General features: G+C 35.5%; 11 protein-coding genes. 10 read left to right on the top strand and 1 reads right to left on the bottom strand.

Annotated features, from left to right (window positions below; translation table 11 throughout):
- Nucleotides 1-341: 341 nt before the first annotated feature.
- A complete protein-coding gene (locus LEP1GSC059_RS03225; protein WP_020980289.1) occupies nucleotides 342-1,334 on the bottom strand; it encodes an HpcH/HpaI aldolase/citrate lyase family protein in 993 nt (330 codons plus the stop codon).
- A gap of 1,968 nt (nucleotides 1,335-3,302) precedes the next feature.
- Between LEP1GSC059_RS03225 and LEP1GSC059_RS03240 the strand changes: the two genes are divergently transcribed.
- The 10 genes from LEP1GSC059_RS03240 to LEP1GSC059_RS03295 all read left to right on the top strand — a co-directional run bounded on the left by LEP1GSC059_RS03240 (nucleotide 3,303) and on the right by LEP1GSC059_RS03295 (nucleotide 16,222).
- Nucleotides 3,303-3,770, top strand: a complete 468-nt coding sequence (locus LEP1GSC059_RS03240) for a hypothetical protein (RefSeq protein ID WP_002178773.1) — start codon at nucleotides 3,303-3,305, stop codon at nucleotides 3,768-3,770.
- On the top strand, nucleotides 3,767-4,171 hold the full coding sequence (locus LEP1GSC059_RS03245) for a pyridoxamine 5'-phosphate oxidase family protein (RefSeq protein ID WP_002178700.1): 405 nt from the start codon (nucleotides 3,767-3,769) through the stop codon (nucleotides 4,169-4,171). The genes LEP1GSC059_RS03240 and LEP1GSC059_RS03245 overlap by 4 nt, the downstream gene beginning before the upstream one ends.
- Nucleotides 4,172-4,173: 2 nt before the next feature.
- On the top strand, nucleotides 4,174-5,445 hold the full coding sequence (locus LEP1GSC059_RS03250) for an adenylate/guanylate cyclase domain-containing protein (protein ID WP_002178563.1): 1,272 nt from the start codon (nucleotides 4,174-4,176) through the stop codon (nucleotides 5,443-5,445).
- Between the two features lie 939 nt (nucleotides 5,446-6,384).
- On the top strand, nucleotides 6,385-8,655 hold the full coding sequence (locus tag LEP1GSC059_RS03265) for a patatin-like phospholipase family protein (protein ID WP_020980286.1): 2,271 nt from the start codon (nucleotides 6,385-6,387) through the stop codon (nucleotides 8,653-8,655).
- 66 nt (nucleotides 8,656-8,721) lie between these two features.
- Entirely contained in the window at nucleotides 8,722-11,382 is a 2,661-nt protein-coding gene (locus LEP1GSC059_RS03270; RefSeq protein WP_017214551.1) for a PAS domain S-box protein, read from the top strand.
- A 9-nt stretch (nucleotides 11,383-11,391) separates the two neighbouring features.
- Nucleotides 11,392-11,850: a response regulator gene (locus tag LEP1GSC059_RS03275; protein ID WP_020980281.1), complete on the top strand. Its 459-nt coding sequence runs from the start codon at nucleotides 11,392-11,394 to the stop codon at nucleotides 11,848-11,850.
- Nucleotides 11,843-13,336, top strand: a complete 1,494-nt coding sequence (locus LEP1GSC059_RS03280) for a hybrid sensor histidine kinase/response regulator (RefSeq protein WP_020980282.1) — start codon at nucleotides 11,843-11,845, stop codon at nucleotides 13,334-13,336. The genes LEP1GSC059_RS03275 and LEP1GSC059_RS03280 overlap by 8 nt, the downstream gene beginning before the upstream one ends.
- Before the next feature lie 11 nt (nucleotides 13,337-13,347).
- Entirely contained in the window at nucleotides 13,348-14,565 is a 1,218-nt protein-coding gene (locus LEP1GSC059_RS03285) for an EAL domain-containing response regulator (RefSeq protein WP_017214552.1), read from the top strand.
- A 101-nt stretch (nucleotides 14,566-14,666) separates the two neighbouring features.
- Nucleotides 14,667-15,434 (top strand): hypothetical protein, encoded by a 768-nt coding sequence (locus LEP1GSC059_RS03290; protein ID WP_017214553.1) that lies wholly within the window; start codon nucleotides 14,667-14,669, stop codon nucleotides 15,432-15,434.
- Nucleotides 15,435-15,823: 389 nt separating this feature from the next.
- Nucleotides 15,824-16,222 carry a MauE/DoxX family redox-associated membrane protein gene (locus tag LEP1GSC059_RS03295; protein ID WP_002178520.1) on the top strand — a complete coding sequence of 133 codons (399 nt, stop codon included), beginning with the start codon at nucleotides 15,824-15,826 and terminating at the stop codon, nucleotides 16,220-16,222.
- Nucleotides 16,223-16,304 lie beyond the last annotated feature (82 nt).

Raw genomic sequence — 16,304 nt, forward strand, 5'->3', positions numbered from 1 at the left:
GGATCAAGTTATTGGTATTTTATGAAAATTGAATCTGATTCTGTAGTTTCACAATAACTTGACCGAAGCTGAGAGCCCTGGTCCGGCTGCCTGTGGCAAGCCGGATTCGCCCTAATTTTATTACGCCCTGCTCACGTTATTTTATGGTAATTGATGTTTGTAGAAGATTTTTTCTGATTTATTTACAATTAAATCCACTTTGTTTTAGTGATAAATTTATAAAAAAATATTTTATAGAAATTTAATATACTGAATCCGAATTTTCTGCCTAAAGCTTGTTTTAATAAAAAAAGCCGCAATTACTTGCGGCTTTTGTAATTTAGAAAATTCTAAAATTAGAATTAACTGAAAAATCTTTTGTTGGCCTCTTCTGGGATGGAAATTCCAGTTAATTTAGCCTTTTGCAAAATTTCCCAAAAGTATCTATAAGTCGCGCGATCGTGAAGATCTCCCGCGTATTGGATTGGTCCCCATTCCGCGTTTTGCGCTTGTATTAGAATTTCCGCAGAAGTTTGAACTTCGCTATAATCCGGAGCCATTGCATCCAAGATTGCTTGAATCTGAGTCGGATAAATAGACCACATTCTTAAAAAACCAAAATCGTCATGGGCGCGTTTTGCATCTTTATACGTTTGGTATTGATTTTTAAGATCTAAAGTTACGTTGTGAGCCGGAATCACTCCGTTTGCAAGAGCGGCCGCTACTAAGTTGGCTTTTCCTCTTCTTAAAAGTTCGTGTTCGAATTGTCCAGGGCTTTTCATACAAGAAGCTGGAATGGCTCCGTGGTGTCCCGAAATAAAGTCCATCAAACCGAAATCAAGAACTTGTAACCAAGGAAGAGCCGCGATTTTTTCCACTTCTTGAAGCGCTCCATTGGTTTCGATCAAAACGTGAATTGGAATTTCTCTTTTGATTCCCGCTTTTTGAACCGTTTTTTGAATGTATGCGATCATTTCCTCAACCTGAGCCGCACGGGTAGGTTTTGGAATTGTAATGTATGCGATCTTTTCTCCCGCTCCAGGAACGATGATGTCTACGTCTTGTTTCCAGAAAGGATTTGTATAATCGTGGATTCTAACCCCGCTCATTTTATGTTTGTTGAGTTCGCTATTTTGGAGTCGAACGATTAATTCCGCGTGTTCTTTTTCTTTTCCGGTTTGTGCGCCGTCTTCGCAGTCCATCGTGATGTCGAAAAGACCACCTAGTTTGTTTTGAAGTTCGAGTGCTTTTGTAATTAACTTTTCGGAACCTGCAAAGTGTTCGCAGGCAGGAATGATCGGGAAGGGCTTTTCTCCTTCGAAGAGCGCTTCTCTTGGATGAGTCAATTTAGACATGGAAGTACCTTTAATTCTGATTTGTTTCAATTTCACATTGCTCGGATTGAAAATACGTGATCTTACTAGTGAAGTTGAAAAGTATTTAACTAAATACAGATTTCGGAAATGCGGGACTATGTAAATCGATTTTCAGTAGATCAAGCTTCTAGTAGTTTCAGAATGACCGCTTTCTGAGCGTCTAAACGATTTTCCGCCTGCTGAAAAATGATGGATCTAGACCCAAGTACAACTTCTCTTGTAATTTCGTAACCCGCATGGATGGGCATATCGTGCATGACTTTCGCGTTTGTTTTTTCTAACAAAGAAGAATTGATCTGATAAGGCATCATAAGTTCCATTCTTTGTTTTTTCTTGTCCGCATAGGAAGGATCGTTGAAAAATTCCATATCCAACCAAGTGTCCGTATAAACGTAGTCTGCGTTTTGAATCGCTTTTTCCAGATTTGCTTCCCAAGAGAGAGTTCCTTTGGACCTGGCCCTTTCCACGGTTTGAGAATGAATATTCTCTTTTTCTGCAATGGGTGTAACTAGTGTAAGGTGGACTCCAAGCGCCGAAGTGATTCCGATCAGAGAATTGACTACGTTGTTATGAACTCCTACATAAGTCAGCTGAATTTGATTGAGTGGAATTTCCGGTTGATCAAGTGCGATCGTCATAATGTCTGCGAGAGACTGGCAAGGATGAAACATGTTATCACAACCGTTGATCAACGGTACCTGAGAACCGTTTTTCATTGTAAGAAGGTCCTCGTGTTTTTTCAGACGTGCCATGATGACAGAAACGTTTCTAGAAAGGTATCTTGCTTCTAAATCAATATCGGAAAGTTGAAAGTTAGACGCCATCCAATCCAGATAAATTCCGTGACCTCCCATTTCTGTCATAGCCACTTCGAAAGAAACTCTGGTTCTTGTAGAAGTTTTTTGAAATAACATGGCCAAGGATCGTCCGCTCATGTGGCCTGCGTAGTTCACTCGATTTTTTTTTACGTGGATTGCAAAGTCGAGTAAATCCAGAATTTCTGAATCCGACCAATCTTCCCAGGAAATCAGATGTTTTACATTACTTTCGGACATAGGATCTAATGTACAGAAAACAGAATCGAAGTTGTTTCGTAAATGAAAAAGGAATGAAAAATATAGGACGTAATATGTTCCATTTTTAGGATTATTACAATAGAGTTGTTGAAAAATGAATTCTCCATCTATTTCTGTTTTATGGAAACGGTCGATTGAAGCAGTTTTGTTAATTGTCATTATGGAGTTTTCAACAACTCTAATGAATCAAATAAGCCGCTCTAAAAATTCACTTTTGAATTCTAATCGTTTAAATCCTATTTTTTGAAAGATTAGGATTTTTTTATTTTATAAATGTGTTTTGTGTTTGGGTAAGTGGCACTTTATATAAATGTGGGTCATTTTGGATGTTTTACCCTAAGTCTATTGTGTTGTTTATAGGAAAGTGAAAATGTAAATTCAAGGGAACGTATTTTTTGGAAATTATAAATAGAAATGTTTCTTTTAAAAGTAAATATCTTGGTTTGAAATTGAATTGGCATTTCAAAATGAAATCTTATTTGATTAGAAAATAAATTCTTTGAATTTCTATTTTTCGGTTCCGATTCAAACGGAAATGGATTTTTTAAATTAGTTTTTCTTGTAAAATTAGAGCGGGAGAAATCGATTGGATTCGAATATCCTAAAAAGAAATTTCCAACGGTTTCTTTTTAAGAATAAAATTTTGCCAAAAAAAAGCGAATTCGATTTTATCCTATTTACGAATCTATTTTCAAGTTCAGGATGGATTTGTTTGGCCCTAAAAACGAGTGAGTATATCGAAAATTTGTAATTCAAAATTCGAATCGGTTTTTTGTTGATCGTCTGTACGGTTTTAAAAAATTTCACTCTCCTCTTTTAGAACCATTGAAATGAAATCTAAATTTGTTTTTTTATCGGAGGCTTAGAATATATGAGTTTGACCCAAGAAGAAATGGGTGATCTGGTTGGACCCCTATCGATCAGTATTGCTACAAGAGACGCTGAATTAAAACCTCACTTTGCACGTGCATTTGGGGTTCGAATGAGTGAAGATCAAAAATTTATGACGGTAATGGTTCCAAAGGTAATCTTCGAACCCTGTTTGAAGGACATAAACGATAATAAACTCATTGCAGTAACCGTTGCTCACATGGCTAATTTTAAAACACGTCAGTATAAAGGAATCGTGCAGGAAATCAAAGATTGTACGGAAGCGGATTACGAATTGATGAAAACTGTTCGAGAATCGGGTGCGGAAAATAGCGCTCTTTTTTTCGGTCCTAAAGCGGGAGAAGGTTGGAATAAATATATCATTCATCCCTCGGTTGCGGTTAAGTTTGAATTATCAGAACTTTTCGATCAATCACCCGGAATTAAAGCAGGAGAAAAATTGAAATGATCCCAGAAGAATTACAACCTTGTTTGCAAGGTATTGTTCCGAGTATTATGGTCACTTGTTCCAAGGACGGAATTCCGAACGCCACGATCGTAAGTCAGGTGTATCAGGTAGATTCGGATCATTTGGCAATATCGAATCAATTTTTCGGTAAAACACATAAGAATGTTACGGAAAATAAATATGCGATTATTCAAGTTTTAAACCCAGAAAATTTAGAGCCTTGGCTGATTGATATTTATTATAAAAGAACGGAAACCGAAGGGGAACTTTTCGACGCAATGGAAATGCAGTTAGAAGCGATTGCTTCTATGTCCGGTATGAGTGACGTATTTAAACTCAAAGCGGCGGATATTTTCGAAATACGTTCCGTTCGGAAATTTACAGAAGCTAAGGAGTCTTAATCGTGTCCGATAATCAAGATGTTGAGGATTTTAAAAAACAATTTGTAGAGAACCAGAAAGGAATCGAGGAACTCAATCAGAAACTTCATCGAAAGACAAGAGAAGTAGAGATCATTCAGTCCATTTCGGCCGAAATTCTCAATACTCTTGATTTGGAGCAGATCTTTGAACGAATCATGAAGGTGATGGATGAAGTTTTCGGTTTCAAACACGCTATGATTTTGATGGTGGAAGAAGGCACGGAGACTCTGAGTGTAAAAGCGAGCCGCGGTTACGAGCAAGGTGGTGTGGGTGCCAAGGTTGAATTTGGCCAAGGCGTGATTGGTGTGGTCGCTAAAAGAAAAAAAATCATGCGTATGGTCGGAATTACGACTCAGATGCGTTATGCGGGACAGATTGGTCAATCTATGGGAAGGGAAGAAAAACAGATTGAACTTCCCGGTTTGAAAGATGCAAAAAGTCAAATCGCAATTCCACTGCTTGTTAAAGACAAGTTGCTCGGAGTTTTTGCGGTTGAAAGTGCAGAGATGAACGCTTTTAAACTTTTGGATGAAGTAATTTTAAGCGTAGTGGGAAATCAGATTGCAGTGGCCATTGAAAACGCAGCTGCGTATTACACTCAACAACAATTGTCGGAAGCTTACAGTCGATTTGTGCCAAAGGAACTTCTTTCTCTTCTTAGTAAAAAATCGATTTTAGAAACCCAGTTGGCCGATCAAACGGAAGGTTTGATGACTGTGATGTTTTCGGACATCCGCGGTTTTACTACAATTTCCGAAAAGATGACTCCGAGCGAAAACTTTCAGTTTATCAATAATTATTTAGGAATGATTGCTCCTGTAATTAAAGAACATAACGGTTTTATTGATAAGTTTATCGGGGATGCAATTATGGCTATCTTTCCTGCTCGCGCAGAAAATGCCGTGGAAGCGTCTTTAGCAATGATGAAAGCGCTTAAACAATTCAATGAACTTAGACAGAAAGAAAATCAAGATCCAATTGATATTGGTATAGGAATTCATACGGGTCATTTGATGTTAGGAATTATAGGTCACGAAAATCGTATGGAAGGTACAGTGATCGGGGATAGTGTGAATCTTGCGTCTAGAATTGAAGGTCTGACAAAACAATTCAAATGTTCGATCATTGTGAGCGAGGTTACGATTGCTTCTTTGAGAGACCCTAGTCGTTTTACACACTCCTTTTTGGACGAAGTCACTGTAAAAGGAAAGTCTCAACCAATTAAGGTCTATAAGATCGAAAACTCGGTGTAACTTAGAACCGAGTTTTGCGAACAAACTTGAAAAAAATTTTAAACTTAAAAACGGACCGATTTTAAAAAGAGAATAGCGATTCTGTGAAAATGAATTTATAAATGGGAATCTTTTTTCGGAATCGATTCGTTTTTTAAGTAAGATGGTTTTGGCGTTTAAGAAAAAGTAATAGTTCCCACATTTTCAGGATCGAACTGCAAAGTTCGGATTTTGTAATAGTTCCCACATTTTCAGGATTGAACTGCAAAATCTTAATTTGTAATAGTTCCCACATTTTCAGGATTGAACTGCAAAGTTCGGATTTTGTAATAGTTCCCACATTTTCAGGATTGAACTGCAAAATCTTAATTTGTAATAGTTCCCACACTTTCGAGATTGAACTGCAAAATCTTAATTTGTAATAGTTCCCACATTAGCTCCAAGTATTAGCAAAAATGCATTTGTTTGAATAAAAAGAGACGAAAAAAAGTAACTCGAATTTGTTTTTGGGCAGATCTGATTCTGAGAATTTGAGTTTTATTCAAATAAAAAAATAAAACGTAGATCCGAATTTAGAAAGATTTTCCTTTTTATAAAAGAAACCTTATCAAATCTAAAACAATGATCACAAAAACTAATTTTTGCGCTAAATCGCCGTTTTGCGATCACCAACCAATAAAAAATTCATTAATAGATGTTTCTTAACGTAAGTTTGGCGAAGAAGAAAGAATTTTCTAAAAATATGTACTCCTACAATTTTAGAATTTGTTTGTAAAATCGTGATTTGCGGTAGTCCACATTTTAGGAATTGATCTGTAAAGTTCAAATTCCCAATTTTTTTCAGAAAAATGAATTCTTTATGCCGAACTCACGTTTCTTTAGGGTTAAAAAATAAAAACCTTGATGTAGTGCGACATAGAAGTCTATAATCGCTGAAAAATAGAACGTCTATTAAAGAATATGGATCGACTTACTTCCAAAACGAAACATTTAAAACGATTGAAGTATTTTTATTCTAAAACGTCTTCTAAGTTTCCTACGTGGAGAAATACAAAAGAGGAAGAAATCGTAGCAAAACACTTAAACCTCATACAATGGAATTCTAATATTTTGTCTTTGAATGTTCTTCCTGGTTCTGTGTGTCTCGTACTTTCTGGAAAATTAGAGGAAACTTTACTCAATACAAAGGAAAAAGATCTGGTTCTTAGGGAACTATTTCCGGGAGATTATTTTTTATTTCAACCAGATAAAATATCGCATTCTGGAATTTCAGAAATTCTTTATATACTTCCGGACGAATTGAATCGGATCGTTTCTAAACTTCCGAATTGGAAAAAATGGATCGAGGATTTAAATCAGGAAAATCATCTTTTTCACGTTTCTAAACTCAGACCTTCTAAAAAAGAACTGATGTCATTTTTATCTTCCGTTGAACTTTTATTTCGTTTAGATAAGTCCACTCTTTCTAAATTAGAATCCAGGATGGAATGGCTCGTGATTCCAGGAGGAGAGGTTTTACTTAAACAAGGAGATTCTGGTGATTCTATGTATATCTTAGTATCGGGTAGATTGTCTTGGACGGTTCGTTCCGAAGACGAAGAAATTTTAGCAGAAGGAGAACTCGGAAAAGGAGATATATTAGGAGAAATGTCCTTGTTAAGCGGAGATAAAAGGTCCGCTACCGTAGCCGCTTTGAGAACCAGTCAAGTTGTACGGATTTCCAGAGAAGATTTTCGTAAATGTTTTGCTAATTCTCCGGAGGCTCTTTTTCAAATTACTGGAACCATAGCACATCGATTGGGAACGGAAAGAAATCAGGTTTATAGAAAGTCTAAATCCGTCAAAACCGTTTCTGTTTTTCCTTTAAATTTTCAAGAAAGTCCAGACGAATTTTATCATTCGCTTCAAAGAGGTCTTAAAAATTTTGGAAAAACAATATTAGTAGATTATAATTCTTTTAAAAATAAAAAAAGCCCTGTAAAAAAAGGGGATACATATCGGATTGGGGATTTAGTAAATTGGTTCTACGATCTAGAAAAATATTATGATAAACTTATATTTAAAACGGATATGCAGAATCCGGGTTGGAGAGAAACCTGTTTTCGCCAATCGGATCGTATTTTAGTTTTGATCGATCCAACTCTACCTTTTCCATCCTACTCCGAAGAAATAAATTCCATGTTACCCGAAACGATCCAGAAAGAATTAGTGTTCTTGATCGATTCCGATTTTATAGATTGGAAAAAGATAGAATCTATTTTAAAAAAATTTACTTCGATTACTCATTCTATTATTCGTAGAGGGATTGATGTAGATTTTGGAAGATTGTCTAGAAGGCTTACTGGTAAAAGTATCGGAGTTGCACTTTCCGGAGGAGGTGCAAAAGGTTTTGCACATCTAGGTCTTTTAAAATGTTTCGAAGAAAACGAAATTCCGGTGGATATGATTTCCGGAACGAGCGCGGGTGCGATTATGGGTGGTTTGTTTGCGATGGGACTGGACTCTTCGGACATTCTACCTTTGATACGAAATTTTTGGTTGGATCGAAATTTACTCGGAGATTTTACGTTTCCATTTGTATCTTTAGTCAGGGGAAAAAGATATTCTCAAGCGATTCATGAATTTTTTAAAGACAGAAGTATAGAAACTCTTCCGATTCCTTTTTATGCGATCGCCTGTAACTTAACCAAGGCGGAAAGAAAAGTTTTTGACAGAGGACTTTTGTGGAAGGCGGTTCGATCCAGCACTTCCATTCCTGGGGTCTTCCCTCCTTTTGCGGAAAAAGGGGAATTGTTTGTGGATGGTGGATTGCTCGATAACCTTCCGGGTTCCATTTTGAAAGAAAGAGGTGCTGGAATTTTGATTTCAGTCGATTTAGGTGGAGGAGGACAAATCGATAAAGACGAAATGTATCATAATTTACTTGGGCCTCAGTATTTAGGGGAAGCCCCTTCCTTTTTTAATCTTTTATTTCATCATCTAAAACGAAAAACTTTAAAAACAAAGTATACCGGATTTGCAGAAATTATGATGCGTTCTTTGATGTTGTCTAGCAAGAACAACCAAAACCGAACTCGAAACGACTCGGATTTATACATAGAACTGCCGGTAGGAGGGTATTCTACTTTTGATTGGGATCAGTTTCAGAAATTATACGAGATAGGATACGAAACCGGAAGAAAAAAAATTCATATTTGGAAAAACGAAATTAAGAAAAAACTAATTTCGTAAATTCTCATTTTTTAATTGAAATCATTTCGACGAAGAATATAGAATTGTCCATCTTCGGCGAATCTTATGCAACCCACGGAAACAAAATCCTTGGAGGAATTTTCTGATAGATTTTCCTCTTTCCAAGATCAAATATGCATACTCGAAGAACGTCCTTCTGGAAAAATCCGACTTTCCAAAGAATGTATTCGTTTTTGGGAATTTAAAGGATTTAACCAGAAACCGGGAACGTTTCCTTCTTTTTTATTTCATCTTCACGGAAAGATTCGTAACTATGCGGATTTTACGGAAAAAATTCTATTAAAACATATTCAGGACTCTGAATATTTCGATACACTTTTTACGAAAGAGCATATACTACGTTTTTTTTGGAAAACAGTCTTTCGAAGAAGAGGTGTGTCTTATAGGTTGTATACTTTTGAAATTTTGGCAAAGGAAGGTGATGACGAAAGACCGGATGTAGAATCCATTTTTTATAAACTTCCTGAACCTGCGTTTTTATTTCACCCATCTACCTTACGTTTTCTTGCAGTAAACGACGCCGCGCTTTATTTATACGGATTTTCCAGAAAAGAATTTTCAGAAATGAATCTTTTGGACATTCGTCCGGAAGAAGATCGTGCGGATATGGAAATAGTCATTCAAAATTTTGCACAGGATTTAGGGATTCGATCCAGAGGGATTTGGAGACATTGGAGAAAAGATAAAAAATTTCTTTATGTGAAAATTACTACGAACCGGATTTCGTTTAGGGATTCTTTTGCGGTACTCGTGATTTTGACGGACGTTTCCGAAACGATAGAAACTTCCTACGCTTTAAAACAAAGTAGAGCCGAAAAACAGTCCATCATAGAAAGTATGTCGGATCGATATTTTGCTCTTTCCAAAGATTGGAAATTTATTTCCGCAAATCAGCAGTCTTTAATTACATTAGGAAAAACTCAAGAAGAACTGATCGGCAGAAATATTTGGGATTTATTTTCAGGATCTACATCTCGATTTTTCAAGAACAGATATGAACACGCGGTTCAAACAAAAAAACCACTCGTTTTCGATTATAAAGTCCCAGAAACCGGGAACGTAATAGAATATAGAATTTTTCCTTTTGAAGAAGGAATATCCGTATTTTTCCAAGATATTACCGAGAAAAGAAGAAGGGAAACGGAACAAAATATACTTAAAGAAGTCACATTAAAAATTCCAAAGGCTTCGAGTGTAAAACAATCTTTCGAAATTCTTTTTGAAACGATTTGCAAAGGTACTTCTTGGAGTTTTGCTCAAACTTGGAGGTTTCAAAAAGGAGAAATCATTTTAGAAGAGAATTCGCCCTGGTATTCGACCGATGCGAGTTTTTTACAACATAGAATAGCCTGTTTTGAAAAAAAATTTTCTCCAGGAGAGGGCACGATCGGGAAAGTTTTTTCTACTAAAAAAATTCGTTTTGTAAAAGACGTTCAGAAAGAAAAAGATTTTAAACGTACTAGCATCGCAGTTCAAAATGGAATTCGTTCTTGGATTGCAATTCCTTTACAAACAGGACACGAAGCCTATGTTTTAGAATTTTTTACGCAGATAGAGATAGATTTAGTAAATTCTTATATTCAAATGTTTGAATTGATTGCCGATCAAGTGGGTGTTTTATTTAAAAACAAGGAATCCGAAGAGGAAAAAGATCATTTTTTCAAATTGTCCGGGGATTTGTTTCAGATTTCTACTTTAGACGGACAGGTTATAGAGCAGAATCAGGCTTGGGAGGAAGTGTTAGGTTATTCTCTTGAAGAGTTAAAAAAGTTTAATCGCGCTGATATAGTCCATGTAGAAGATCGAAATAAAATGTTAGACGCTCTCAGAGATGTTCGAGAATATAAAAGAAATCTTTCTTTTTCTCTTAGATATATAACCAAACAAGGGCAGACGAAGACTATCCTTTGGAAAACAATTGCCTCTCCTGAACACGGACTCGTTTATGCTTCTGGTAAGGATATTACTGAAATTCAGGATACTCAGCTCAAACTAGAAAATCTGACAAAAGAATTACAACGTTCAAACACCGATCTGGAAGATTTTGCTTTTATTGCCTCTCATGATCTACAAGAACCTTTGAGAAAGATCATGGCATTTGGAGATAGACTTTTAAAAAAGAATTCTAATTTAGATTCGGAGTCTATGGACTATCTGCAGAGAATGTATTCTTCTGCATGCAGATTATCTAATTTAATCGAAGGTCTTTTATCTTATTCCAGAATTAAAAGTAAATCCAAACCGTTCCAGTTTTTGGATTTAAGCGGCGTTTTAAAAGACGTAATCGGAGATTTAGAAATTTATATCAAAGAAAGAAATGCGAACGTGATAGATTCTAAACTTGGTTATGCTTGGTGTGATCCTTCTCAAATGGGAACCGTGTTTCAGAATTTGATCAAAAACGGAATTAAATTTAATCGAAGTGAAAGGCCCGAGGTGGTAGTTCAATGTATTCCGCATCCAACCAAATCAAACTGGATTCAAATTAGTTTTTCGGATAACGGAATCGGTTTTGATAAAAAACATAAAGATAAAATATTTACTATCTTTCAAAGATTACACGGCCGAGAGGATTATGAAGGAAACGGAATTGGTCTTGCTGTTTGTAAAAAAATTATAGAACTTCATGGAGGTAAAATTTACGCCAAGAGTACAATTCGGAAAGGTTCCACGTTTTATTTGGATTTTCCGGGTGAACTTAAGTAGGATTAAATTATGAAAGGGGAAATTAAAAATCAAAAAACAATTCATATACTCGTTGCAGAAGACGATCCAGACGACCGTTTGTTAATGAAAGATGGTTTTCGAGAGAATAATTTAGCTAATCCTCTTCATTTTGTAAAAGACGGAGAAGAGTTATTTGAATTCCTTCAAAATGAAGGAGAATATTCTGATATTCTAAAATATCCTAAACCTGGAATCATTTTATTGGATTTGAATATGCCTAGAATGGACGGAAGAGAGGCTTTGAAAACGATCAAGTCTATGCCGGAGTTAAAAAAAATTCCGGTCATTGTTTTAACCACTTCCAGAGAGGAAGAAGATATGTTTAAAACTTACGACTTAGGAGCCAATTCGTTTATTCGAAAACCTGTCGAATTTGAAGCTTTTTTAGAAACGATTCAGGCTCTCGGAAAATACTGGCTTGAAATCGTGGAGCTTCCAGTTGTTTAAAGATGAGATTTCAATTTGTTTGATTGAAGACGATGAAGAAGATGCGATTCTTTTTCAAGAATATTTGGGGGAAATTCCGTTTCCGAAATATAACGTTACACGTTTTAAAGATTTTCCGAGTCTGTCTGTAGATTTAGAAAAAGATCCTTCGAAATATACAATCTATGTGATCGATCATTTTTTAGGCACACAAACCGGAGTAGAAATTTTGAATGAGATCCGCAAAGTAGCTGGTTCTGTTACCGCGGTTTTAATTTCCGGGATTTCTAAAGAAGAAATAGAAAGGATTGCAAATGAGGAAGGATTTCGGGGACATATCGAGAAAAAAAATCTTTCTGCGTTTATTCTTGCAAAAACTTTCTTTGACGCTTTAAAAGAAAAAGAGGATCCGAAATCGGATGTTGATATTTTTCTTTTAAAGATGGAAATTATATCCCAATTTTCCGGAGGAGTCGCACACGATTTTAATAATATTCTAAATATCATTGTCGCCAATTTAGATATTTTAGAAATGAAATGTAAGGATCAACCAGAGGTTTTAAATAGAATTCAATCTGCACAAAACGCTGTTTTACGAGGCGCGGAAGTAAATAAGAAATTATTAAACTTTTCTAGAAAACAATCCTTATATCCGGAAATACTAAATCCAAATCTGTTTATAGCTGATTTTTTGGAAAAATCTAAAAACATTTTTTCAGAGAACGTTCAGTTTGTTTTTGATCCGGGTTCACAAGAGATTTTTTGTAAAATCGATCAAACTGAATTTGCAAATTGTATTATGAATTTATTACAAAATGCAAATGAAGCCATTTCAGAGCCAGGAGGAAAGATTTTGATCGAGACCGATACGATTGTTCTAAATTCTAAAAATAAATTTCTTGGATTAAAAGAAGGAAACTATTTTTTACTGAGAGTGGCGGATAACGGGAAAGGTATAGATTTGAGTGTAACCGATAGAATTTTTGAACCTTTTTTTACTACAAAACAAAAAGGAAAAAATTCTGGATTAGGGCTTCCTATGGCTTTTGGTTTTGTAAAAAGAAGTGGGGGCAGGATTGGGTTTGAATCTCATTTGGGTGTGGGTTCTGATTTTTATGTATGTCTTCCAATAGAAGATCCGAAATCAAGTTCGTATTTTATAAATATAGAATCTTCTAAAAAAACAATTTTTTATTTTTCAGATGAAGGGGAATTTTCAAGTAGAACGTCTTATCTTTTTCAGAGATTGGGGTATCGAGTTCTTCGTTTTAAGGATCTCAACGTTTTCGAATCCAATCTTTCTAAGATACAATCCGAAACTATATTACTTTCACAAACTTGGCAGGAAAGTTTTTCTAGATGGAAAGAGATTGTAATGAAGATGCAGGGTTCTGATTTGAAAGTAAAATTTTTTTATTTTTCTTCTTTAGTCGATTTGGAAAATTCTACTTCAATTCCCTGGCCCATTTCTCGAAAATCTCTTGAGAATCATTTCGGTATATTATAATTTAGCTATTCATGAATCAGATCACATTACCCAACCTACTGATTCTGGACGACGAGGAAGAAATTGCGGGTATCCTCGGTGATCTAGCCAGACAATGCGGTTTTGAAGTTACGATCACCCACGAGGCCGGAGTGTTTTTCGAAAAGTTAAACGAAAAAACTCAATATATCATTTTGGATCTTATGATTCCGGACGTAGATGGGGTGGACGTCTTACGGATGTTATCTGGGAAAAAATTTTCTGTTTCTGTCATTTTAATCAGTGGGGCCGATCGAAGGGTTTTGCAAAGTGCAGAAGCACTTGCGATTCAATATGGATTAAAAATTTCAGGAGTTCTTGAAAAGCCGATTCGAATTCGGGAATATCAGAAATTGCTTACAGGGTTGCTCTCTGAGCAAAAAAACGAATCTACTCATTCTTTTACAGCTGGAAATAGAGCGACTCATGAGCAGACTTCTTCCGTAATCGGTCCGGAAGAAATCGAACAGGGAATTCGAGAAAATCAGTTTGTACTTTTTTATCAGCCTAAAATCAATTTTAAAACTGGAACCGTTTCTGGTTTTGAGTCATTGGTTCGTTGGTCTCACCCGAAAAGAGGTTTGGTTTTTCCGGACGTTTTTATTCCAACTTTGGAATCGTATCCTAGTTTGATGGATGCGATGACCGAAAAATTAATTCTACAGGCTCTAGCTCAGTGTTCAATTTGGAATAAACAATTTCCGGGAATTGCAGTTGCGGTTAACGTTTCTCCGGTGAGTATGAACAAATTAATTCTTCCGGAAACCATTGCTAAGATGATTGAAAATTTTGGTTTAAAAAACAATCAGTTAATTGTCGAAGTCACTGAAACTCAGTTATTGGAAAATATGACTTCTACTCTGGATATTCTTACCAGGATTCGGATTCGAGGAATTGGACTTTCTGTGGACGATTTTGGAATCGGTTATTCTTCGTTAAAACAAATCCATCGTTATCCGTTTACAGAACTTAAGATAGATCGGTCTTTTGTGAGTGTAGCTCCATATGATAAGGAAGCTCTTTTTATCTGTCAAGCCGCGATCGATCTTGGCCATAAACTAGGAATGACGGTTGTCGCGGAAGGAATCGAGACGGCAGAAGTAGGAGAACTGATGAAACAACAAGGTTGTGATAAAGGGCAGGGTTACTTTTATAGTAAGCCGATGCCAGCTAACACCACCTTACAGTTCTTAGCTGGTTTTAAACCTTAAAAAATGTGTTATGGCGTATTAAAAACATTTTATTTTCATTTTTAAGGTTTCTATTTTTTTATAGTTTACTCTAAGCGAAAGAACTCGATTCTTCCGGTTATATGGAAAACTTTCTTCAAGATCCGGATTTTCCGATTTTAATTCGAGCCTATAGGTCCTCTTTAATTAGAAGATATTCTATTTCCAATTTGGAACGTTACCCGGAATTGAAAGTGGTTCCAAGATCCGTTATTGATACTTTACTAAAGTATTTTTTAGAACTGCTTTATCCAGAATATGAAGGTAGGGTTTTATTGGATGCTGCATTTCATTCTCTCTCTGGATTTGTACATAGTCCTTCTAAGGTTTTCGGTTTGATTGGTTCTTTGGGAACTGCGGTTTGGGGTTTTGGAAGACATTTAGGAGCTGCATTTAAAACCGGTTTTGCGGCGTTACATTCATATCTTACTGCAAGACATTTCGAAACTTTGATGTTCGAATTTACAAAGGAAGAGTTAAGATTGGGAAATGATCCAGAAGATTCTTTTGTTTTTGATAGAATTCTTTCTAAAATTCCTAAAAAAGAAGCAGATCAATTTAGAAAGGATATAGTGAAACTTTTCGAAACGCTTTCCAACAGAGAACTTTTAAACAAGATCGTTTTTATGATGAATACGATTGTCCACAAGATGGAAAACAAACCAAAAACTTATACTCCCGAAGAGGTGGAAGGAATACGTCTTGGGCTTAGAATATTACAAAAAGGTCAAGAACTATTTCAGGGACTTTCCGATCTGGAAATGAAATTGATTTTAACTTCGATCGATCAAATTGAAGCTGATTTTTTTGAAAACGCATTAAAAAATAATCATAAACTAAAATTGAATTAAGATAGATTCTAAAATTTATGTTAGTTTTGATTTTGTCGCGAAATCTTAAAATTAATCATTTTTGAATCTTGCAATTTGTTTCAAAGGAAAAAACCGTTTTTATTGGATCTTTAGAATGGATTGTGCTAATTTAGTTTTGCTTTTAAGTTCTGATTCAAATTTTGATAAATATTAGAATTATTGAAAAATGAATCGCCACTTAATTTCTATTTTATGGAAACGGTCAATTGAAGCAGTTTTGTTAATCTGGACTATGGAATTTTTCAACAATTCTATCTAACGAAAAAAGAATTCATTTTAAAGTTTATGATTTTACGTTTTTCTAAAAAATCCTTGCGAGTATTTTTTAAAATGGTTACAATTAAGATCTTAAAGTGGGGGTAGCGTTTATGATGAAAAAAATTTTTGATTGGACGGCGCGAATCGTAGCAGTTGTGATCTTAATACCTGCTTTTTATTTTAAACTTTCCGGTTCGGAACGTTCTATTGCGACGTTTGCAGCTTTGGACGCGGAACCGTTTGGTCGTTATGTGGTTGGTTTTTTTGAATTGGGTGTAGTATGTTTATTATTGATTCCACAGACGAGTTGGTTAGGGGCGATGATTGCGACAATTATTATGGTGGGGGCAATCGGTTCACATATTTCCGTTCTAGGTTTTCAAGGTGAAATGGGAATTTCTTTTGTACTCGCTTTTGTGGTTTTAATTTGTTGTATAACAGAGTTGATTGCAAGTAAGGATAGAAATCCGATTTTTACAAGGATATTTGCGAACAAAGCATATTATTAATTTAGAATTTATTTGATTCTATTTACAAGCTGCTATCTCAAAAATATCTTAAAATAATCACAATAGAGTTGTTGAAAAATTA

It is taken from the genome of Leptospira noguchii serovar Panama str. CZ214, from assembly GCF_000306255.2.
In the GTDB taxonomy this organism is placed as follows: domain Bacteria; phylum Spirochaetota; class Leptospiria; order Leptospirales; family Leptospiraceae; genus Leptospira; species Leptospira noguchii.